Here is a 21,103-nt window from a genome sequence, read left to right as displayed (position 1 = left end):
AAGCGACCCTCAACCGAAGTATGTAGCGGATGCACAGTCCAAATCCAGACATGTCCAAGCTGTTCGCGGACCGTCAGGCCCAGCGCAGCGCCCTGCATAATCGGTATCTGAACGAGCAGTTCGTTCGGGTTCTCAAGACCATCGGTTACGATGTCGGCTTCCAGAAAGGGCAGGGACAGTACCTCTACGATCGCGATGGCGCTCGCTATCTCGACCTTCTGTCCGGATTTGGCGTGTTCGCGATCGGGCGCAATCATCCGGTGATGCGCGAGGCGCTCAAGAGCGTGCTCGATGCCGATCTGCCCAACCTCGTCCAATTCGACGTCTCCACGCTCGCCGGCGTGCTCGCCGAACGGCTTTTGAAATACGTTCCCTATCTCGACAAGGCGTTCTTTGCCAATTCCGGCGCGGAATGCGTCGAGGCGGCGATCAAGTTCGCGCGCGGCGCTACAGGGCGGCCAGGCATCGTCTATTGCGCCCACGGCTATCACGGCCTGACCTATGGCGCGCTGTCGCTGACTGGCGATCCGAACTTCCGCAGCGGTTTCGAGCCGCTGCTGCCGGGCTGCACCCCTGTTCCGTTCAATGATCTTGCCGCACTCGAGAAGGCACTGTCGTCCCGCGAGGTCGCGGCCTTCATCGTCGAACCGATTCAGGGCAAGGGCGTGAACATGCCCGCGGACGAGTTCCTGCCGGGCGCCGCCGCGCTCTGCAAGAAGTATGGCACGTTGTTCGTCGCCGACGAGATCCAGACCGGCATGGGCCGCACCGGCCGCTTCCTCGCGGTCGAGCACTGGGACGTCGAGCCCGATATGGTGCTCCTGTCGAAATCGCTGTCGGGCGGCCACGTGCCGGTCGGCGCCGTGCTGACGCGCAAGAACATCTTCGACAAGATCTTCAACCAGATGGACCGTGCGGTCGTGCACGGCTCGACCTTCTCCAAGAATGACCTCGCCATGGCCGCCGGCATCGCCACGCTTGACGTGATGGAATCGGAGAAGCTGATCGAGGCGGCCGCCAAGCGCGGCGCCGAGCTGCGGCTGGCGCTGACGCGCATGGTGCCCGGCTACGAGCTGATGAAAGAGGTGCGCGGCAAGGGGCTGATGATCGGCATCGAGTTCGGCCCGCCGAAGTCGCTGCGCCTGCGGGCGTCCTGGAACGTGCTGGAGACCGCCAACAAAGGCCTGTTCTGCCAGCTCATCACCGTGCCGCTGTTCAAGGATCACAAGATTCTGACCCAGGTCGCCGGCCACGGCAGCCACACCATCAAGCTGCTGCCGCCGCTTACCATCACCGAAGAAGACTGTAACTGGATCGAGCGCGCCTTCGACGACGTCATCGCCGGCAGCCACAAGGTCCCCGGCGCGATCTGGTCGCTCGGCAAGACGCTGGTGGACAACGCGGTACGGCGCTCGGCGTAGGATCTAGGCCCGGTCGCCGCCTAGTGTCGCAACGTGCGACCTGCTGAAGCACTCAGCCGACGGAACCTTCAAAGCAGCACTTACTTTCCCTGCGTTGACCTGACCGGGAGAGGAGTGGGCGATGCGAGTGACTGGCGGCTGTCATTGCGGTGCGATCCGCTATGAGGTGAACGGCGACATGATGGTGCACGCGCTCTGCCATTGCGCGGACTGCCGTCGCCATTCCGGGGCGCCGATGGTCGGTTGGGCGATGTATCCGCTCGAGGCGGTCAAAGTGGTGCGCGGCCAGCCGAAGATCTATCAATCATCCGAGCATGGACGACGGCACTTCTGCGCCGATTGCGGTACGGGACTCTTCTACATCAACGAAAACATGATGCCCGGCGTCATCGACATACAGAGCGGCACCTATGATGACCCCGATGCCGTTCCAGCCATGATGCACATCCAGGTCGCCGAGCGGATTCGCTGGATGGAGCGGGCTCACGAACTGCCGATCTTCGAACGGTTTCCTCCGCTCGAATAACGGCGTGCGCAGGCGCCGCACAATTATCCTTCCACATTCGCCTTCATTGCCGCCTCGAACTTGTCGACGAATTCGGCGAGCTCGTCGGCGCCGATGTCGCTGACGGCCCAGAAGTTCAGGCCGCGATTGCCCCAGCGGCGGCAGTTGAAGCCCTGCATGGTCTCGGTCTTCGGCGCGCGATACTCGGTGTTGGAGGTCTGCGACACGAACAGGTTGATGATGTGCTGCCGGCGCCGGTAGACCACCGCGCCGATCGCGCGGGCGTCGATATAGTCGAGCCGGCCGCCGACGAGCGTGAAACCTTGCGCGGTGAGATCGATCACCGGCGGGGCGACGTCGAGCTTGCCGTTGAACCACGGCTTGACCGTGTGCTGGTCGGTCGAAATCACGTCGGTGAGGTGGCCGGCCTGAAGCGAGCGAAGATGCGCGGAAACGACTTCCGAGAGGATGCGCTGCTGATCGTCCTGGCGCAGCACCACGGCAACGACCCCGCTGGCGGCGAGCGCGGAAACCGCCGAGCCCATCGCGAAGCCGCGCAGTACAGAGCGTCGGCTGGGTTGGCGTTGCGGTTTCGGCAGCGACGCCTCGATGCGCGCGCGCAAGCTCTCGGGCGCGGTGTAGCGCAGGTTGGCGTCGGCGAGCACGCGCTTCATTTCGCGTTGTGCCGCCAGTTCGGCGGCGCAAGCCGGGCAGCCTGCGATATGCGCCTCGATCTCGCGCACATGGCCGGCATCGAGCTCGTTGTCGAGCAGCGCGTGAAGCAGGACTTTTGCTTCGTCGCAGGTCATCTCGAATGCTCCTCTTCCGCCACCCAGGCTGCGCGCAGCATGGCGCGGGCTCGCGCGAGGCGGGACATGACGGTGCCGACGGGCGCACCGACGGCCTCGGCGATTTCGCGATAGGACAGGTTGTTGATCTCCCGCAGCACGAATGTTTCCTTGAACGGTTCGGCGAGCGCATCGATCAGCCTGCGGATGGCGCCGGCATCGCGGCTGCGCAGCACTTCGGTCTCCGGGCTCGTTTCGGTTTCTTGCCACATCGGCGTTTGCTCGGCGGCCCCGGGCGTATCCTCGATCGCGGCATGCGAATGCGCGCGCCGTGCATATTCGGCGTTGCAGACGTTGCGCAGGATGGCGAACAGCCAGGGCTTCATCGCCGGTCCGCGATAGCTGTCAAAGTGCTTCAGCGCACGCAGATAGCACTCCTGCACCGCATCCTCGGCGTCGGAGGCATCGCGCAGCAGATAGCGCGCGAGGGTGTAGACGTCGTCGAGATAGGGCAGCGCCGCCTCGCGGAAGCGCTGCGCCTTCTGAAAATCGTCGGTAACGGGCATCGCCTCTCGCTTTGCCTCTTGTCTTGCTTGTTGCTTCGGTTCGCGCTTCGTCTCTTGCTTCGTTTCTTCCCTGGGCCTGACGGTAGACGCGTGAGCCCGGCCGGCGTGGGACCACCGGCCGGGCAGGACGGAGATGCCGTGGTTCGAGATGTTACTCAACCTTGATCATCCCCGTCATGTGCGGGTGCAACGAACAAAAATATTTGTAGTCGCCCGCATTCGTGAAGGTGAACGAGAATTTGTCGTCGGTGTCCAAGGTCTTGGACCTGAACTTTCCGGCCGATACGACGGTGTGGGGGATGTCGTCGCGGTTGGTCCAGGTCACTGTCGTGCCGACTTTGATCTTCAGCTCGGCCGGTTGAAAGACGAAATTGTCGATATGCACCTCCATGTCGTCGGCACGGGCGGTTGTGGCAGGCAGCAGGATGGCCGCGGCCACGGCGACACCGAAGTCGCGGCGGTTAAGCGTCTTCATGACCTTGTTTCCGTCAGCTCTGCAGCGGAGTGTCGATGATGGCGAGGCGCTGATCGCCCTGCTTGAAGTTGATGCTGGCGACGCCGAGCATGGAACGCAGCCTGGCGTCCTCGACCTTCATCGGTCCGGGCGAGGAGGCGGCGCCCGGCGCCGGTTGCGGGAAGGCGGTCGACCGTGCGGTGTGGAAGGTGACGTTGCCCTCGACCTTCTGCATCACCTGGTGGATGTGGCCATTGAGCACGGTGACGGAGCCGAAGCCCTTGACGTATTCCAGCGCGCGGCCGCCATCCTCGGTGCCCCAGCCCCATTCCGGATAGACGGTCCAGAGCGGGATATGGGCGAACAGCACGATCGGCGTCGATTTCGATTTGCCGCGCAGATCGTCCTGGAGCCAGGCGAGCTGCTCGGCGCCGAGATTGCCGAGTCCGCCGGCCTTGAGGTCGACGACGTTGACGAGGCCGATGAAGTGCACGCCGCCGGCATCGAAGGAGTACCAGCCTTGGCCCTTGGTGCCGCGGCCGTAGCGTTCGCGATAGAACTTCACCTCCTCGTCGAGGAAGTCATGCTCGCCGGGTACGTAGTGCACATCGAGCTTGGTTTGCGAGATGATTCGCTCGGCATTGTCGAACTCGGCGGCCTTGGACAAGTGGGTGATGTCGCCGGTGTGGATCATGAAGGACGGCTTGTCCGGCATCGCGCTGATCTTGTTGACGGCTTCCTCCAGCGTACCAAGCGCGTTGGGATTGGCCGGCTTGTCGAAGCCGATATGGCTGTCGCTGATCTGCAAGAAGGTCATGCCGGGGTTGGTCGCGGCCTCTGCGGAATCGATGATGCCGAGCGAGCGCGGCACGCCGCCGGTGATGGTCCAGAGCACTCCGGTGCCGGCCCAGGTCATGCATTCCAGCACCTTGCGGCGGCTGACGCCGTCTTCCCCATGGTCGTGTCCGCTCATCGCGCATCTCCTCTCGCCCTGAATTGGGCTTCGGGGAGGTGATCGGGGGAGGAGCGGGTTTATTCCCCGGTGGGATGACGATTTCGTGAGGAATGTTTCGTGCCCGGACGCGGTGTGACACCGAGCGGGGGCCGGAAAGAATCATCACCGAGCAATGCTCCGCGATCCCTGTGGTTGATGCCGTCGTCCCTTCAACGATCCGCGATTCTGACCTGTGTGTCAGAAACCAACCCATTCGTCATGGAGACATTGAGCTTCATTGCGGGAAAATTAGGAACTGCCCGAGATCGACTGCATTCAAGCGTTGCCGAGGCGTAGCTAGCGATTGGTGGTCTTGGCATCCGCAAATCACAGAGGAGTCAACGATGAGGAAACTTGCGATCCTTGCGGCAGGCGCATCACTGCTTGCAGGAGCCTGCCCGAGCTATGCAGCAGACCATCTATTCACCGCCGTGGCTGCGGGCGGACTGTCAACCACCACGAGTCAACCATTCCTGAACGGCATGAATAATCCGGGGCGGCCGGGCGACGAAGTCCCAGGTCAAGGCAGCGTGTTTCAGGGCGAGGACCATACCGTCCCGGCAACGGACACGACGACCGGGGTGAAGATGCTCAAGACACCTCCGCCGGCGCTGGCCGGGACAAAGACCGTGCCCACGGGCAGCCCTTCGGTGCCCTAATCCAGCCGACTGCGATCACTTCGCATCGCGCCATAAGCGGCGCGTTCACTCTCAGTTCACCTGGTCTGATCGCGCCGCCTGCGGAATTCCCAGGGCGACAACGTTCAGCGCGGAGCGCCACAAAAGCCAATGCAGGGAGATTATCATTCGCACGGATAATCAACTGACGTCGCCCCGAAGCCTTCTGATGCGCGCAGCCTTGGGAGGCTGTGTGGTTGCAGTTGCCTATCCGTTGTGGGCTCCGGACAGCTCGCTCCCTGCTGCCGGCGGCGACCATGATGATCTGCGCTATGTCAGCATTGCCCGCGACAACATCATTCAGAACGTCACCGCTGCCGGAACGCTCGAAGCCGTTGATACCGTCGAGGTCAGCTCGCAGCTTTCGGGGCAGGTCGGCAAGCTGATGGCAGACCACAATTCCATCGTTCGGGCCGGCGAGCCCCTTGCTGCACTCGACAGCGCCACTTTCGAAGTCTCGGTCAAGGAAGCAGAAGCCGCGCTCACCGTCGCGCTCGCGCAACATGAGGAGGCCAAGGCGGCCGTCGATGGTGCGCAGGCGCACTACGATGACGCCTTGCGCGATCTTCAGGTCAAGAGCTCACTCAGCAAGAACGGCAGCGTTTCCCAACGCGACGCCGAGCGAGCGCAGACGACGGCTCGCTCTCTCGCCGCGGAATTATCCGCGGCGCAGGCGCGCGAGCAGGTGCGCGCGGCCGGTGTGATGGTTGCGCGTGCCTCGCTCGAACGGGCTCGACTTGATCTCGAACGAAGCACCGTCAAGTCGCCGATCGATGGAATAGTCATCCGGCGCAGCGTCGAGCTTGGCCAGACAGTGGCTGCAAGCCTCCAGGCCCCGACTCTCTTCACCATTGCACGGGATCTGTCGGACATGCGTGTCAATGCGTCCGTCAGCGAAGCCGACATTGGCGCGGTGCGAACTGGCCAGCGCGCACTGTTCAGCGTCGATTCCTATCCGGGCCGGACATTCGAGGGCCGCGTACTCGAGATCCGAAAGGCAGCGCGGATGGTGCAAAACGTGGTGACCTACACCGTGATGATTTCAGCCCCCAATCCAGAAGATTTGCTGCTTCCCGGGATGACGGCTGATGTTCGCATCGTGGTTCAGGAGCAACACGATGTGATGGTTGTTCCAAATGCCGCACTCAGCTTTCGGCCGGTGCGCGAGGGCACAACCGACCGCGCTCCCGGACAGGGGGTGATCTGGGTCCGTACCAAGTCCGGCCATCTGGACCACGCCACGGTTTCACTGGGCGCCACCAGCGACTCCCTGACCCAGATCGTCTCGCCGGACGTCCAAATAGGCCAGCGGGTCGCCATTGGTTACCGTAGCAAGCCATGACATCGCTCGTCGCCCTGGAGCATATCCGCAAGCAACACCGGCTCGGCAGCCAAAGCGTTCACGCGCTGTCGGACATAACCATGCAAATCGATCCGGGCGAGTTCGTTGCCGTCGTGGGCCCGTCGGGGTCAGGAAAATCCACCTTGCTTTCGATCATAGGCTGCCTCGATCGACCCTCGTCCGGAAGCTACTTTCTTCACGGTCACGATGTACTTGTGCAGTCAAGGAGCCGCTTGAGCGAGCTGCGAAACCGGCGCTTCGGCTTTGTGTTTCAGAACTTCAATCTGTTGCCGCGCCTGACCGCACTTGAGAATGTGGGGTTGCCGTTATTCTATCGGCGTGACGGGTTGCGCAATCCGATCGCAAGGGCGCGCGCTGCGCTCGATCGGGTCGGTCTCGGCAGCAGGATGCAGCACCTGCCTAGCCAGCTCTCGGGCGGTGAGCAGCAGCGTGTCGCCGTTGCGCGTGCGATTGTCAACGAACCCGACCTCCTCTTGGCCGACGAGCCGACCGGGGCACTCGATACGAGCACACGCGACACCATCCTCTCGATACTCGCCGAACTCCGGCGTGACGGCCTCACGGTCATGCTTGTAACCCACGACGCCGAGGTCGCAGGGCGCGCGCAGCGCACGATCAGGCTCCGGGACGGCGCGGTTGTCGACGACTCGAAATCCCCCGGCGCCTCCTCAACTTTGACCGTCGCGGGGTTCTGATGCGATCGCTCGGCTACGTCTATCTGGCGTTTCAGTCGATACGCGCGCACATGTTGCGCTCTGTTCTCGCCGTAACGGGCATTGTCATCGGCATTGCCGCCGTGCTGATCGTGGTCGCCGTGGCGGAGGGGGCGCGTGCCGAGATTTCGAGACAGATCAATTCCCTTGGATCGAATCTATTGCTGGTGCAGCCAGGTGCGCAAAACGCGCAAGGCGTGCGACTGCAGGCGGGCACGGTCCTGTCACTCACGACGACCGATGCGCTCGCGGTTGCTCGCGAGGTGCCCGACGTCGTCATTGCCGCGCCATTCGTCGGCGGGCAAGAGACGGTCATCGCGAGAGACTTGAACTGGTCGACCCTCGTTGCAGGCGTGACGCCGGAGTTTTTTGATGCCCGTGACTGGCGGATAGGGGAGGGGCAACTATTCAATCAGGATCAGGTTGCATCAGTCGCAAAGGTCGCGGTGATCGGACATACCATTGCCCGCGAACTGTTCCGCGGAAGTGACCCGCTCGGCCGTTTCGTCCGCATCGACCGCACGTCTTATGTCGTGATCGGAGTGCTTGCCGAGAAGGGGCAGGACTTCACCGGCCGCGACCAGGACGACGTCATCTTCATTCCTTTGTCGTCCGCAAGAATCTTCGCCACCGGACGGAGTCAGGCCAATCCGGATGCCGTGCATACAATTCTGGTGAAGACCGATTCCGCCCAGTCAATGACAACGATGGGAGGTGCGATTGCCCGCGTCCTGCGGCAGCGTCACAGGATCATGGGGCACAAGGCCGACGATTTCCGAATTCAGAATCTCATTCAGGTCGCCCAGACGCGTGACCGAGCCTATCGCCAGTTCACGTTGCTGGTGTCCACGCTTGCAGGAATCTCGCTGCTGGTCGGCGGCATCGGAGTGATGAACATCATGCTGGTATCCGTGGCCGAACGGATCAATGAAATAGGCATTCGACTGGCATTTGGTGCCCGACCGCAGGACATCCGTCGACAGTTCCTGTTGGAAGCGGTGCTCCTGTGCACGATCGGCGGTTTGTTGGGACTCATCGTTGGCTACGCAAGCGCGCGCGTCGTCCCCTCTGCGCTCGGGTGGCCCGTCGAGTTCAACGATGCGATGGCACTGATCGCGATCGCCTGCTCCAGCCTCGTCGGGACCGTCTTCGGTCTGCTGCCCGCTGAGCGGGCCGCGCGTTTGGATCCGGCCGTCGTATTGAGATCTGCATAGGAAGCCGGAGGGAGCGCAGCGAAACCGGAATTAAGCGTGCGACGGGTCCCCGGATTGCGCTGCGCTCCATCCGGGCTACGTCTCTACTTCGCGTCCTCCAAAATCATCGTCGCACCCTTCTCGGCTATCATCGCGGTCGGCGTGTTGGTGTTGCCCGAGGTGATGGTCGGCATGATCGAGGCATCGACGACGCGCAGATTGCCGAGACCGTGGAAGCGCAGGCGCTCGTCGACGACGGCCATGGGATCGTTGGCAGTGCCCATCTTCGCGGTACCGACGGGATGGAAGATGGTGGTGCCGATGTCGCCGGCGGCCTTGGCGAGCGAGGCATCGTCGTCGCCGACGGAGGGGCCGGGCAGGTACTCGCTCGGGCGATATTTGGCGAGCGCCTTCTGCTGCATCAGGCGGCGCGTGGTGCGAATCGCGTCGGCGGCGACCTGGCGGTCGTCGTCGGTCGAAAGATAATTCGGTGCGATCATCGGCTTCTCGTCTGGCGTCGCCGAGCGCAGGCGCACGGTGCCGCGCGAGGTCGGCTGCAGGTTGCAGGCGCTGACCGTGATCGCGGGGAAGCGGTGCAGGGGATCGCCGAACTTGTCGAGCGACAGCGGCTGCACGTGGAACTGGATGTTGGCGCGTGCGCGCGTCGCATCGGAGCGGGTGAAGATGCCAAGCTGCGATGGCGCCATGGTCAGTGGACCGCGGCGGCGGAAGGCGTAGTCGAGCCCCATCAGCCCGCGGCGGAATAGATTGTAATAGGTCTCGTTCAGGGTGCGCACGCCCTCGACCTTGTAGATCGCGCGCTGCTGGAGGTGGTCCTGCAAGTTGCGGCCGACACCGGGCTGGTCCATCACCACATCGATGCCGAGCGGCGAGAGCCAGTCGGCAGGGCCGATGCCGGAGCGATGCAGCACCTGGACCGAGCCGATCGCACCGGCGGAGAGGATCACCTCGCGCTTGGCGCGCGCCTCGATGATCTCGCCGTTCTGGATGAAGCGCACACCGACCGCGCGGCCCTGCTCGATGATCAGGCGATCGACCAGCACATGCTTCTCGAGCCGCAGGTTGGGACGGTTCAATGCGGGCTTGAGGAAGCCGCGGGCCGACGACCAGCGCCGGCCGCGTTTCTGGTTGACGTGGAAATAGCTCGTGCCTTCGTTGTCGCCGGTGTTGAAATCCGGAATGCGCTTGATGCCCATCTCCTCGGCCGCGTCGCCAACGGCATCGAGGACTGCCCATGACAGCCGCGGCGCCTCGATGCGCCAGCCACCGCCGACACCGTGATGCTCGCTCGCGCCGAGAAAGTGGTCCTCCAGCCGCTTGAACAGCGGCAAGACGTCGTCGTAGCCCCAGCCGGTCATGCCGAGCTGGCGCCAATGATCGTAGTCGGCAGCCTGACCGCGCATCGAGATCATGGCGTTGATTGCCGAGCAGCCGCCGATGACCTTGCCGCGCGGATAGGCCAGCAAACGGCCATTGAGGCCCGGCTCGGCCTCGGTCTTGAACATCCAGTCCGAGCGCGGATTGCCGATTGCGAAGAGATAGCCGACCGGGATGTGGAACCAGATCCAGTTGTCGTCGCCGCCGGCCTCCAGGATCAGCACGCGGTTTCCGGGGGCGGCCGAGAGCCGGTTGGCGACGATGCAGCCCGCCGTGCCGGCCCCGACGACAATGTAGTCAAACTCACCTTCGAGCCGTCTTGGCATTCTGCTTCTACCCAAACAGGCGTCATGCCGGGGCTTGTCCCGGGCATCCACGCGCCTTCCGTCCTAATAATCGGACGAAGCCGACCGGGACAAGCCCGGCCATGCCGGGCGGGCAGGGCCACCCGGCCCGCGGCAGTTGGGTGGAGCGGCGCTTGCATGGTAGACAGTCCTGTATTCCCAATTAAGAGCTTGAGATCCTCCATGCCCATCGTGAACCGTGTCGCCGACCTCCAGCCGGATATCCAGGCCTGGAGGCGGGACATCCACCAGCACCCCGAACTGCTGTATGACGTCCACCGCACTGCCGCATTCGTCGCGGACCGGCTGCGCGAGTTCGGCTGCGATGAGGTCGTGACCGGCCTCGGTCAGACCGGCGTGGTCGGTGTGATCAAGGGCAAGAGGCCGGCCGGCGAGGGGCTCAAGGCGATCGGCCTGCGCGCCGACATGGACGCCCTGCCTGTCGAGGAGCAGACCGACCTGCCTTACGCCTCCAAGAACCCCGGCAAGATGCATGCCTGCGGCCATGACGGCCACACCGCGATGCTGCTCGGTGCGGCGCGCTACCTCGCCGAGACCCGGAACTTCGCCGGCGATGCGGTGGTGATCTTCCAGCCGGCCGAGGAGGGCGGCGCCGGCGGTGCGGCCATGGTCAAGGACGGGCTGATGGAGCGGTTCGGCATCGACCAGGTCTACGGCATGCATAATGGCCCTGGTATTCCGATCGGCTCGTTCGCGATCCGGCCGGGCCCGATCATGGCGGCGACCGACGAGGTCGACATCAAGATCGAGGGCCTCGGCGGCCATGCCGCGCGCCCGCACAAATGCGTTGATTCCGTTCTGGTCGGCGCGCAACTCATCACGGCATTGCAGTCGATCGTCGCGCGCAGCGTCGATCCCCTGGAATCGGCCGTGATCTCGATCTGCGAATTCCACGCCGGCAACGCCCGCAACGTCATTCCGCAGACCGCGGAGCTGCGGGGCACCATCCGCACGCTCACCCCGGAGGTGCGCAAGCTCGTCGAGAAGCGCGTGCACGAAGTGGTGGCGGGCGTGACGCAGATCACGGGCGCCAAGATCGACCTGCACTACAAGCGCAACTATCCCGTGGTGAACAATCACGTCGCGCAGACCGAGGTGGCGACGCGTATCGCGAAGCAGGTGGCGGGCGAAGCCAACGTTCTCGAGATGCCGCCGCTGATGGGCGGCGAGGATTTTGCCTATATGCTGGAAGCGCGTCCCGGCGCCTTCATCTTCTGCGGCAATGGCGACAGCGCGGGCCTGCATCACCCCGCCTACAATTTCAACGACGAGGCGATCGTCTACGGCACGTCCTACTGGATCAAGCTGGTCGAGGAGTCGCTGCCGGCGTCGTGATCTTTTGACGACGAGTGCATCGGAAAAGGGTCCGTGCATCAACACGGGCCCTTTTGCTTTCGAGTTTATCTGATCGCTCAGAACATGCGCGAGAAGACGTAGTACAGCACGCCCGAGATGATCATCGCGGCCGGCAGGGTCAGTACCCAGGCCATGGCGATGTTGCGGATCGTGGCCCATTGCAGGCCCGAGCCGTTGGCGGCCATGGTGCCGGCGATGCCGGACGACAGCACGTGGGTGGTCGAGACCGGCAGGCCGTAAACGTCGGCAGCGGCGATGGTGGCAGCCGCCGTGATCTCGGCGCAGGCGCCTTGCGCATAGGTAAGGTGTGTCTTGCCGATCTTCTCGCCGACTGTGACCACGATGCGCTTCCAGCCGACCATGGTGCCGAGGCCGAGCGCGATGGCGACCGCGATCTTCACCCAGCCGGGGATGAACTTCGTGGCGCTGTCGAGCGAGCCCTTGTAGGCATTAAGCACAGCGACATCGTCGGCGCTAAGCTCGGCTTCCTTGTCCTTCATCAGGAAGCGCAGCGCTTCCGAGGCGAGGTACATGTCGTTGCGGGTGTTGCCGACGGCTTCCGCCGGCACTTTGGCGAGCGAGCCGTAGGTGGTGACCTGCTTTGCGATATCGCGAACCAGCACGGCGAGCGAGGGGAACGTGCCGCCGTTGATCTCGTGCGCGGCCACGTAGTTGGTCACCGCGGGCCGCGGGTTGCCGATCACGTTGTAGCCGGCAGCCTTGGATTCGATCACCTTGCTCGCTGCTTCCGAGTTCTTGCTGAACTGCTCGATCTGGTTCGCCGGCAGCGCGCGGTTGAGCGCGTAGGCGGTCGGCACGGTGCCGATCAGGATCAGCATGATCAAGCCCATGCCCTTCTGGCCGTCGTTGGAGCCATGGAAGAAGCTCACCAGCGTGCAGGTGAGGATCAAGATGCCACGGATCCACCACGGCGGCGGCTGGTCGCCCTTCGGCTCGCCGAACAAAGCGGGCGTGGCGCGCAGCAGCACGGTACGGAGGATCAGGAGAAGGCCGGCGGCGAGCGCGAAGCCGAACAGCGGCGACAGCAGCAGTGCCTTGCCGATGTTGGTAGCCTGCGTCCAGTCGACGCCCGAGGTGCCACTGCGGCCATGCAGGACCGCGTTCATGATGCCCACGCCCATGATCGAGCCGATCAGTGTGTGCGAGCTCGAGGCCGGCAGGCCGAAATACCAGGTCCCGGCGTTCCAGATGATGGCCGCGATCAGAAGCGCGAACACCATGGCGAAGCCGGCGCTGGAGCCGACCTGGAGGATCAGCTCGACCGGCAGCAGCGACACGATGCCGAATGCGACCGCGCCGGACGAGAGCAGCACGCCGAACAGGTTGAACATGCCGGACCACACGACGGCGACGTGGGCGGGCAGCGAGCGCGTGTAGATCACGGTCGCGACCGCGTTGGCGGTGTCGTGGAAGCCGTTGACGAACTCAAAGCCGAGCGCGATCAGAAGCGCGACGAAGAGCAGGAGGAAGGGCGCGATGGTCTTGACCTGCGTGCCGGTCGCATCAACGTCGACCCAAATGCTGTAGGCGACGAAGAGCAGTGCAGCGGCGATCACCCCCATGTAGATCACGCCGGTGAGGGGATGGAATCCGCGGTCAAGGTCGGGTCCCCTCCGCAAGGCTGGCTCGATGGAGCCGGGCAAAGCAACGTCACTCATTTCAAATTCTCCTGTCACAAGGCCGCGATTTTGCGCGCGGCATGTGACAGGCAGTTGAAATGACGGTGCTTCACTACCGAATCTGTTGCGATGCGGCGTGCGCTACGTCACGCTGCCCTTGCTGATTTTTCCCGGAAGCCGGCCGCGAGCCTGAGATCGCCGACGAAGCGGCGATACTCCTGTTCCTTGGCTTCGGGGTCAGGCAGCCGTAGCAGATAGGACGGATGCACCGTCACCAGCGCCTTGCGCCCATCAGGCAGCTCGATCAGCCGACCGCGGTTTTTGCCGATCGGGGTGATCTTGCCGAACACGCTCTGTGCGGCGGTCGCTCCCATCGCGACGACGAGACTGGGCTGAAGGGCTGCCAGTTCCCGCTCGTACCATTGCCGGCAGGCGCGGATCTCCGGCGTGTTCGGCTTCTGGTGCAGGCGGATTTTTCCGCGGGGCACGAATTTGAAATGTTTGACCGCGTTGGTGACATAGACCTTCTTGCGGTCGACGCCGGCCTCTTCCAGCGCGCGGTCGAGTATCTGGCCGGCAGGTCCGACGAAGGGATGGCCGGCGAGGTCTTCCTTGTCGCCGGGCTGCTCGCCGACCAGCATGATGGTGGCACTCTTTGGACCTTCGCCGAATACAGTCTGCGTCGCATCCTTGTAGAGATGGCAGGCGCGGCAATGGGCGGCTTCGTCGCGCAGCGTTTCGAGATCGTCAGCGGCGGATTTGCGTTTCATGGACGGCTCCGAGGGCGGGGTGATCCTTCCGCCGGTCCAGCGTTCGGCATCAGAGAGCAGAGGTTCAAGTATCGAAGCTTCCGACAAGTTCCTGCGGCGCTTCTTCGGCGCCTCCGGTGCGATCGGTTGGTCCGATCGGAAGTGACGGCGCCAGGTTTCCTCCAGCCGGTTTGGGGCGGGCATCTCCGTCTGGCTGATCCCTGGCGTGAACGAGATCGCGTGGCCGTCCCAGTGGGCGCAAATGTCGGGCGTGAGGATCGACCAGGGCATGTCGGCATAGCGGCGCGCAAAGAAGGGGGCTGCGAATTCGACGATGTGATGCTCCGGCACGAACCAAGCGGCGAAGTGCGTCTTGTGCTCGCGTCCGATCTCGCGGAACCGGACGACGTCGCGCATCCGCTGTACGTCGCGATGCACGCTGCCAGCCATCGCTGTTGCTATCGCGACATCGGGATCTGTCCTGGTCTCGAGCAGGTCGTGATCGCTCCGCAATCGCCACAGCAGGCGATAGAGCAGCGCAAAGCGCTCACTGTTGTGATGCAGGATCGCGACGCGTGCGAGCTCGATGAAATTGGCCGGCACGCTGAAGGTGCTGTCGGTTTCGATCGGTGGAAGGCCTGGCGCTTCGCACAGGCCGGGTGGCATCTCGTCTTTCGTGCGGCCCTGTACGCTCCACGTCACCTCAGCCGGCGCGACATGATGCAGTGCGAGCGCGCGAGCGGTTTTGCGCCAGCCGTCGAAATCGGTCTCGCTGTCGAGGGTGATGAGGTACATGGCACTTGAATCCTCTTGATTCCGCTCATGAATTTGCTGGCGCGCCAATTCGATTGACTCCAGGGGCGCCGTTAGCTTTATATTAGAACATATCATGAACAAATGAGCCAGCCGTTGGTTTTCTTTTTGAGAGCCACGGCCACCCATCAGCTAAGGAGCGGCGAGCATGAGCGGCGCACGTAGAAGCGCGCTTGCGACCTTGCGCGGCCAGATCGAACGCATCGAGACGGCAGTGGCCGCGCATCATCGCGATTGCGTGGCGCTGGGCCACAGCGAGGCCGATAGCGCCTTGCAGGGCGGACTCGCCCGCGCGGCAATCCACGAGGTGTTTTGCGAGGGGCGCCAGGGCACGGCCGCGACGGGTTTCGTCACCGGGCTTGCGGGCCGCGTGACCGCGCGCCGGCCGCTGTTGTGGGTGCGGCAGGATTTTTCGGACATGGAGGCGGGCGCGCTGTCGATGAGCGGGCTCGCCGAGCTCGGCCTCGATCCGCGTCGCGTAGTGATAGTGCGCGCCGCCGATGTCGAGACCGCATTGCGCATGTCAGCCGACGCGCTCGCCTGCGATGCGCTCGGCGCCGTCGTGCTCGAGCTCTGGGGCGAGACGCGACAGTTCGATCTCGTGGCGAGCCGCAAGCTGACGCTCACTGCAAAAGCCTCGGGCGTGACCGGGTTCTTGCTGCGGATGGCGGCGCAGCCACTGCCCTCGACCGCGGAGACGCGATGGATGCTGCGCGCGGCGCCTTCGCCGCCGGGGCCGGCTTCAATGCCTGCGGCGCCTTGGAGTGCCTGGGGCGCGCCGCGCTTCGATGCCGAGCTCTTGCGCAATCGTCATGGCCCGTGTGGCCGGTGGATCATGGAATGGAAATGTGATGAGTGCCTGTTCAGTGAACCGTCGGCGTATTCTCAGCCTGTGGCTGCCGCGCCTGCCCATCGACCGGATCAAGCGGTTCTTCGGCAACGTCGGGCTGGATAAAAACAATGAGCCCAGCATCGTCGTTGCCAAGGACAATAACGCGCTGGTGATCCACGCGCTCGATGAGGCCGCCGAGCGCCTCGGCCTGCACATCGGCCTGCCCTTGGCGAATGCGCGGGCGATGTGTCCGGACCTGAAAGTGTTCGACGCGGATATCGCGGCCGATGCAAAGACGCTCAGCGATATCGCCGACTGGTGCGACCGCTTCACGCCGCTGGTGGCGCTCGATCCGCCGCATGGGCTGTTCCTGGACATCACCGGCTGCGCGCATTTGTTCGGCGGCGAGGCTGCACTGCTGCAGACGCTGGTCCGTGCGCTCGCGCGGCAGGGCTTTGCCGTCAGCGCGGCGATCGCCGGCACCTCGGTCTGCGCGCGCACGCTGACGCGGCAGGCATCTGGTACCATCGTCGCCGATGGCGGAGAGGCGGAGGCGGTCAGTCGGCTTCCGGTGTCTGCGCTTGGTGCGGTTGATGCCATCACCGTCGGTCTGCGCCGCGCGGGACTGAAGACCATCGGCGATGTCGCCTCGCGCGAGCCGCACGAGATCACCGCGCGGTTCGGCGCCCGGTTCTCCATGCTGCTCGCGCATGCGGTGGGACAGGGCGATGCGCCGATCAGTCCGCGCAAGCCGCTCCCCGATTACATCGTGGAGAAACGTTTTGCCGAGCCGATCGCGACCGACACCATGATCGCGATGACGCTGTCGCGGCTCGCAGACACGCTCGTGGCCTCCATGGAGAAGCAGGGCAAGGGCGCGCGGCGGCTAGAGGCCGCCTTCTTCCGCACCGACGGTGTGGTGCGCACGATCATGGTCGAGACCGGGCGGCCGGTGACGCGAGGCGCCATCATCGATCGGCTGTTTCGCGAGCGGCTCGATGCGCTCGCCGATCCCCTCGATCCCGGTTTCGGCTTCGACATGGTGCGGCTGTCGGCGAGCCGCACCGAGATCGTGGTGCAGGAGCAGCGCGATCTCGACGCCCATGTTCACGACAATGACGAGCTCGCCGCGCTGATCGACCGCATCGCCGCGCGCATCGGGGGAAAACGCGTCGTCGTGCACCTGCCGCAAGACACCCATATCCCCGAGCGCGCGGTGCTGGCTGCGCCCGCGCAGCACCATCTCGCCGCGGCCATGCAGGCCGAATGGCCGGCGCGCATCGAGAGCGAGCCGCCGCTGCGTCCGCTCAGGCTGTTCGACAAGCCGGAGCCGATCAAGGTGCCGTTCGCAACCGTGCCCGACGGCGCGCCACATCAATTCACCTGGCGGCGCGCGTTGCATGCGGTGGTGCGGGTGGAAGGGCCCGAGCGCATCGCCATGGAATGGTGGCGGCAGGACGGCAAGCAGCTCACGCGGGACTATTTTCGCGTGGAAGATGCCGAAGGCCTGCGCTTCTGGATCTTTCGCGACGGTCTCTACGACAGCGAGCTCATGGACGAGGAGGGTAAGCCCGTTCCCGCCAACTGGTATGTGCACGGGCTCTTCGCATGAACACGTCAGCCTATGCCGAGATCGGCATCACCACCAATTTCTCCTTCCTGCGCGGCGGCTCGGATCCGCGCGCCTATGTGCATCAGGCCAGCATCTTAGGTATTCCCGTGATCGGCCTTGCCGATCACAACACGCTCGCCGGTGTGGTGCGGGCCTATAAGGAGCTCGACAATGCCGAGGTGCTGCACAAGCCGAAACTCCTGATCGGTGCGCGTATCGTCTTCATCGATGGTACGCCGGACATCCTGGTCTATCCGCGTGACCGCGCGGCCTATGGCCGGCTGTGCCAGCTCCTCACCAGGGGTAAGCGCGGCGATGAGGTCACGCGGATCGAGAAAGGCGAGTGCCATCTCTTCTTCGATGATCTTCTGGAATATGCCGAAGGCCAGCTCCTGGTCCTGGCACTGCCGCATCGCTTCGAGCCGGGACAAGCGCTGGACGTTCTCGCCAAGCTCAAGGCGAGCCGCGCCGAAGACGTGTGGCTGGCGGCGAGCCTGCTCTATCGCGGCGACGACCGGCGACGCCTCGCGCGGCTCGATGATCTCGCAGCGAAAGCCAACGTGCCGCTGCTCGCGACCAACGAGGTGCTCTATCACCATCCCGCGCGCCGTCCCCTGCAGGACGTGCTGACCTGCATCCGGGAAAAGACCACGATCGAGGCGGTCGGGAGGAAGCTGGAGGCCAATGCCGAGCGGTTTCTGAAGACGCCCAGAGAAATGGCACGGCTGTTCCGCGACTTCCCCGATGCTCTCGCAGAGACCATGCGCTTTGCGAACAAAATCGACTTCTCGCTCGACCAGCTCAAATACCAGTATCCGGACGAACCGGTGCCGCCGGGCAAGACCGCGCAAGAGCATCTGGAGGACCTGACCTGGGCGGGCGTGCAGAAATATTTCGGTGGCAACATTGATGACAAGCTGCGCGCCACGCTGAAGAAAGAGCTCGCACTGATCGCCGAGCTGAAATACGCGCATTATTTCCTCACCGTGCACGACATCGTGCACTACGCGCGCAGCCAGAACATTTTATGCCAAGGGCGCGGCTCGGCGGCGAATTCGGCCGTGTGCTACGTGCTCGGAATCACCTCGGTCGACCCGACCAAGGTTGATCTCTTGTTCGAGCGCTTCATCTCCAAGGAGCGGCTGGAGCCGCCGGACATCGACGTCGATTTCGAACATTCGCGGCGTGAGGAGGTGATGCAATATGTCTATCGCCGCTATGGTCGCCACCGCGCCGCGATCATCGCCACCGTCATCCATTATCGTCCGCGCAGCGCCATTCGCGACGTCGGCAAGGCGCTGGGTCTGACCGAGGACGTCACCGCCGCGCTTGCCGACACCGTCTGGGGAAGCTGGGGCAAGGGCCTCAACGATATGCAGGTCAAGCAGGCCGGTCTCGATCCCAACAATCCCATGATCAGCCTCGCGGTCGAGCTTGCGACCGAGCTGATCGAATTCCCGCGCCATCTCTCCCAGCATGTCGGCGGCTATGTACTGACGCAAGACCGGCTCGACACCTATGTGCCGATCGGCAATGCCGCGATGGACGACCGCACCTTCATCGAATGGGACAAGGACGACGTCGATGCGCTCAACATGATGAAGGTCGATGTGCTGGCGCTGGGCATGCTGACCTGCATCCGCAAATGCTTTGACCTGATCGACAAGCACAAGGGCGAGCGCTGGGTTCTGGCGAGCGTCCCGCAGGACGATAAAAATGTCTACGACATGCTATGTCGTGGAGAATCTCTCGGCGTATTCCAGGTCGAAAGCCGCGCGCAGATGAACATGCTGCCGCGTCTGAAGCCGCGCGAATTCTACGATCTCGTCATCGAAGTCGCGATCGTGCGCCCGGGGCCGATTCAGGGCGACATGGTGCATCCTTACTTGCGGCGGCGGAACGGTCAGGAGAAGGTGACCTATCCTTCCCCATCGCCCGAGCATGGTCCCGCGGACGAACTTTACAAGGTGCTGCACAAGACGAAGGGCGTCCCCTTGTTCCAGGAGCAGGCGATGCGCATCGCAATCGAGGCAGCGAAATTCACGTCCGAGGAAGCCAACGGCTTGCGCCGTTCGATGGCGACCTTCCGCAATGTCGGCACCATCGGCAAATACGAGGATAAGCTGATCGGCAACATGGTCGCGCGCGGCTACGATCCCGACTTTGCCAGGAGTTGTTTTGACCAGATCAAGGGTTTTGGCTCCTACGGCTTCCCGGAAAGCCATGCCGCAAGCTTCGCGCAGCTCGTCTACATTTCCTCCTGGCTGAAGCATTATCACCCCGACGCATTCTGCTGCGGCTTGTTGAACTCGCAGCCGATGGGCTTCTATGCGCCGGCACAGATCGTCGGTGACGCCCGCAAGAACGGCGTCGAGGTACGTGACATCGACGTCTCCTACAGCTTCGCGCAGAACACGCTGGAGAACACGGACGACAAATACTGCGCCGTGCGCCTGGGCTTCCGCCAGATCGATGGGTTTCATTGGCTGGATGAAGATGAGGAGAGGCTGAAGCATTCTCAGATGTCATTCCGGGGCGCGCCACTTGGCGCGAGCCCGGAATCCATCGAGCAGCATATTCCTGGCGGAATGGATTCCGGGTTCGTCGCTGACGCGACGCCCCCATTGCGCACTTGCGCAATGTGGAATGACAATGTAGAGCGGGCGATAGACTGGGCCGACCGCATCGTCGCCGCCCGCAACCGCCGTCCCTTCACTTCGCTCGAAGACTTCGCCCGCGACACCGGCCTCCCCAAGCGCGCGCTGATCCTGCTCGCCGATGCCGATGCGTTCCGCTCGCTCGGGCTCGACCGTCGCGAGGCGCTGTGGCAGGTGCGGCGCCTGCCTGACGATGTGCCGCTGCCGTTGTTCGAGGCGGCTACCGCGCGCGAGCAGGCGGACGAAGGCGCAAGACCGCTGCCGGTGATGCCGCGCGCCGAGCAGGTGGTTGCGGACTACCAGACCATCCGCCTGTCGCTGAAGGGCCACCCGATGGAATTTTTGCGCGAGATGTTCACGCGCGAGCGCGTAGTGGCCTGCAAGGACGTCAGTCATGAGAACGAGCGGCGCCGCGTCCGCTGCGCCGGTGTGGTGCTGGTCCGGCAGCGGCCGGGCAGTGCCAGCGGCGTCGTCTTCATGACGCTGGAGGACGAAACCGGCATCGCCAATGTCGTGGTGTGGCCCAAGATCATGGAGCGATACCGGAAGGAGGTGATGGGTGCGCGCCTCATCCTGGTCGAGGGTTATATCCAGAGCAGCCCCGAAAAGGTGACGCATCTCATCGCGCAGCGCATGATCGACCGCTCGCGCGATCTGATCGGGCTTGCGAATGACGTGTTAAGCCGCAAGCATCCGGTGCCGGCCGGCGCCGCCCTGATCGAGCCCCTCAACGACGACCGCCGCGATCACGCCGATAGCCCGGCGCAAAAAATCCGTCACCCCCGCGACGTCCGCATCCTGCCGCCGTCGCGGGATTTTCATTGAGGCTGTCACGCAGAATGTTGCCACACCGTCATTGCGAGCGCAGCGAGCAATCCAGAATCTTTCCGTGGAGATAGTCTGGATTGCTTCGCTGCGCTCGCAATGACGAGATTGTTGAGGCGATTGCGGGCCACATTCTCAGTCGTCATACCCCGCGAAAGCGGGGTATCCAGTACGCCGCGGTA

17 protein-coding genes are annotated in these 21,103 nt (G+C 63.8%); 10 read left to right on the top strand and 7 right to left on the bottom strand.

The features are described 5' to 3' along the window. Positions 1–29: 29 nt before the first annotated feature. Together hpnO and MTR72_RS03390 are read left to right on the top strand one after the other, a co-directional pair. Positions 30–1,421, top strand: coding sequence for an aminobacteriohopanetriol synthase HpnO (gene hpnO, locus MTR72_RS03395; RefSeq protein ID WP_280965019.1), 1,392 nt, complete (start codon positions 30–32; stop codon positions 1,419–1,421). 121 nt (positions 1,422–1,542) lie between these two features. Next, positions 1,543–1,947, top strand: coding sequence for a GFA family protein (locus MTR72_RS03390; RefSeq protein ID WP_280965018.1), 405 nt, complete (start codon positions 1,543–1,545; stop codon positions 1,945–1,947). A 23-nt stretch (positions 1,948–1,970) separates the two neighbouring features. Here MTR72_RS03390 and MTR72_RS03385 read toward each other — a convergent pair whose 3' ends face one another. The 4 genes from MTR72_RS03385 to MTR72_RS03370 all read right to left on the bottom strand — a co-directional run bounded on the left by MTR72_RS03385 (position 1,971) and on the right by MTR72_RS03370 (position 4,707). Further along, positions 1,971–2,735, bottom strand: coding sequence for an anti-sigma factor family protein (locus MTR72_RS03385; protein WP_280965017.1), 765 nt, complete (start codon positions 2,733–2,735; stop codon positions 1,971–1,973). Then, positions 2,732–3,280: a sigma-70 family RNA polymerase sigma factor gene (locus MTR72_RS03380; protein ID WP_280965016.1), complete on the bottom strand. Its 549-nt coding sequence runs from the start codon at positions 3,278–3,280 to the stop codon at positions 2,732–2,734. Before MTR72_RS03380 ends, MTR72_RS03385 begins: the two co-directional genes overlap by 4 nt. Before the next feature lie 151 nt (positions 3,281–3,431). Continuing rightward, complete coding sequence (locus MTR72_RS03375) at positions 3,432–3,755, bottom strand: cupredoxin domain-containing protein (protein WP_341510104.1); 324 nt, start codon at positions 3,753–3,755, stop codon at positions 3,432–3,434. 13 nt (positions 3,756–3,768) lie between these two features. Next, positions 3,769–4,707, bottom strand: coding sequence for a metallophosphoesterase family protein (locus MTR72_RS03370; RefSeq protein WP_341510103.1), 939 nt, complete (start codon positions 4,705–4,707; stop codon positions 3,769–3,771). Positions 4,708–5,072: 365 nt separating this feature from the next. Between MTR72_RS03370 and MTR72_RS03365 the strand changes: the two genes are divergently transcribed. From MTR72_RS03365 to MTR72_RS03350, 4 genes are all read left to right on the top strand, one after another. Then, on the top strand, positions 5,073–5,387 hold the full coding sequence (locus MTR72_RS03365) for a hypothetical protein (RefSeq protein WP_280965013.1): 315 nt from the start codon (positions 5,073–5,075) through the stop codon (positions 5,385–5,387). 211 nt (positions 5,388–5,598) lie between these two features. Further along, complete coding sequence (locus tag MTR72_RS03360) at positions 5,599–6,747, top strand: efflux RND transporter periplasmic adaptor subunit (protein WP_341510102.1); 1,149 nt, start codon at positions 5,599–5,601, stop codon at positions 6,745–6,747. Beyond that, positions 6,744–7,463 carry an ABC transporter ATP-binding protein gene (locus MTR72_RS03355; RefSeq protein ID WP_280965011.1) on the top strand — a complete coding sequence of 240 codons (720 nt, stop codon included), beginning with the start codon at positions 6,744–6,746 and terminating at the stop codon, positions 7,461–7,463. The genes MTR72_RS03360 and MTR72_RS03355 overlap by 4 nt, the downstream gene beginning before the upstream one ends. After that, on the top strand, positions 7,463–8,695 hold the full coding sequence (locus MTR72_RS03350) for an ABC transporter permease (protein WP_280965010.1): 1,233 nt from the start codon (positions 7,463–7,465) through the stop codon (positions 8,693–8,695). Before MTR72_RS03355 ends, MTR72_RS03350 begins: the two co-directional genes overlap by 1 nt. Before the next feature lie 83 nt (positions 8,696–8,778). Here MTR72_RS03350 and MTR72_RS03345 read toward each other — a convergent pair whose 3' ends face one another. Next, positions 8,779–10,398 carry a GMC family oxidoreductase gene (locus MTR72_RS03345; RefSeq protein ID WP_341510101.1) on the bottom strand — a complete coding sequence of 540 codons (1,620 nt, stop codon included), beginning with the start codon at positions 10,396–10,398 and terminating at the stop codon, positions 8,779–8,781. Between the two features lie 201 nt (positions 10,399–10,599). Between MTR72_RS03345 and MTR72_RS03340 the strand changes: the two genes are divergently transcribed. Continuing rightward, a complete protein-coding gene (locus MTR72_RS03340) occupies positions 10,600–11,772 on the top strand; it encodes a M20 aminoacylase family protein (RefSeq protein WP_280965008.1) in 1,173 nt (390 codons plus the stop codon). 77 nt (positions 11,773–11,849) lie between these two features. Here MTR72_RS03340 and MTR72_RS03335 read toward each other — a convergent pair whose 3' ends face one another. Both MTR72_RS03335 and MTR72_RS03330 read right to left on the bottom strand, forming a co-directional pair. After that, the gene (locus tag MTR72_RS03335; protein ID WP_280965007.1) at positions 11,850–13,472 is read right to left on the bottom strand and encodes an inorganic phosphate transporter; all 1,623 of its coding nucleotides are present in this window, start codon (positions 13,470–13,472) and stop codon (positions 11,850–11,852) included. 107 nt (positions 13,473–13,579) lie between these two features. Then, the gene (locus MTR72_RS03330) at positions 13,580–14,977 is read right to left on the bottom strand and encodes a UdgX family uracil-DNA binding protein (RefSeq protein ID WP_280965006.1); all 1,398 of its coding nucleotides are present in this window, start codon (positions 14,975–14,977) and stop codon (positions 13,580–13,582) included. Between the two features lie 166 nt (positions 14,978–15,143). Between MTR72_RS03330 and MTR72_RS03325 the strand changes: the two genes are divergently transcribed. From MTR72_RS03325 to MTR72_RS03315, 3 genes are read left to right on the top strand one after another with little or no spacing between them, the layout of a single operon-like run. Beyond that, the gene (locus tag MTR72_RS03325) at positions 15,144–15,950 is read left to right on the top strand and encodes an ImuA family protein (RefSeq protein ID WP_280965005.1); all 807 of its coding nucleotides are present in this window, start codon (positions 15,144–15,146) and stop codon (positions 15,948–15,950) included. Further along, positions 15,847–17,439: a Y-family DNA polymerase gene (locus MTR72_RS03320; protein WP_280965004.1), complete on the top strand. Its 1,593-nt coding sequence runs from the start codon at positions 15,847–15,849 to the stop codon at positions 17,437–17,439. The genes MTR72_RS03325 and MTR72_RS03320 overlap by 104 nt, the downstream gene beginning before the upstream one ends. Beyond that, on the top strand, positions 17,436–20,921 hold the full coding sequence (locus MTR72_RS03315) for an error-prone DNA polymerase (protein ID WP_341510100.1): 3,486 nt from the start codon (positions 17,436–17,438) through the stop codon (positions 20,919–20,921). Before MTR72_RS03320 ends, MTR72_RS03315 begins: the two co-directional genes overlap by 4 nt. Positions 20,922–21,103: the final 182 nt, after the last annotated feature.

The sequence above is a fragment of the Bradyrhizobium sp. ISRA442 genome, assembly GCF_038085055.1.
Lineage (GTDB): Bacteria > Pseudomonadota > Alphaproteobacteria > Rhizobiales > Xanthobacteraceae > Bradyrhizobium.
The sequence above is the reverse complement of the archived record's forward strand: the minus strand, read 5'-3'. Positions and strand labels throughout refer to the sequence as shown.